1 protein-coding gene is annotated in these 959 nt (G+C 75.4%); it reads right to left on the minus strand.

All coding sequences use genetic code 11. The annotated features are described in order from the left end of the window. On the minus strand, positions 1 to 859 hold an 859-nt coding region (locus IH13_RS37565), incomplete at its 3' end, for a transcription antitermination factor NusB (RefSeq protein WP_031084753.1). Positions 860 to 959 lie beyond the last annotated feature (100 nt).

Consider the following 959-nt stretch of genomic DNA (forward strand, 5'->3'; position numbering starts at 1 on the left):
CGAGCCAGCGGCTGTCCCGGCCCTCGACGGGGGCGTGGGCGAGCGCGGCGGCGACGAGCTGGCTGCCCTCGTCCTGCACCCCTGCGCGGCCCTCCTGGACGGCGGTCAGGGCACCGGGCTCGCCGCCCTCGGCCATGCGGACGGCGTACGGGGACCAGCGGCCCGCGAGTCCGCGCTCCTCGCCGAGGGCCGACAGCAGCTCGTCGGTGGTCGAGCGGCCCGGACGGGCCACCAGCGTCACCTCGGGGCGCTCGTTGTCGGCCTCCAGCAGGTCCTCGATCCCGGCCCGGCCGCCGCCCAGGGCGTCCCAGAGGGCGGAGACCACCCAGCGCGGGTGCGAGTGGACGACGGAGAGGTGCTCCTCGGCGTCCTCGTCGTAGGGCGGCGCGACCCGCTCCAGCCAGCCGTCGAGATCGTGGGCCGAGATCTTGCGCAGCACCGCGTTGACGAACTTGGCGCGCCCCTCCCCCAGCACCACCCGGGCGAGCTCGACGCTGGCGGAGACCGCCGCGTGCGTGGGGATGCGGGTACCGAGCAGCTGGTGCGCCCCCATCTCGATGACGTCGAGCACCGGGGGGTCGACCTCGCGCAGCGGCCGGTCGATGCAGGCGGCCACGATGGCGTCGTAGGTGCCCTGACGGCGCAGGGTGCCGTAGACCAGCTCGGTCGCCAGCGCCGCGTCCCGGCCGTCGAAGTCGCCCTTGGCGCGGGCCTTCCGCAGCAGCGGGGGCAGGACGAGGTTGGCGTACGCGTCGCGTTCGTCGACGGCCCGCAGCGCCTCGAAGGCGAGGAACCGGACGGGGTCCTTCTTGGGGCGGCGGTGCTGCTTGGCCGGACGGCGACGCTGCTGGTCGTTCACGTGAAAGGTGCTCCGCTTGAGGTGAGGGGTCGATCCCCTCCAGCGTACGTCGGGCCGTCCGGCCCGCCTCCGGCGGCCGCTCAGGCCCCCAGCGGCTCCC

This window comes from Streptomyces sp. NRRL WC-3549 (genome assembly GCF_000721935.1).
In the GTDB taxonomy this organism is placed as follows: domain Bacteria; phylum Actinomycetota; class Actinomycetes; order Streptomycetales; family Streptomycetaceae; genus Streptomyces.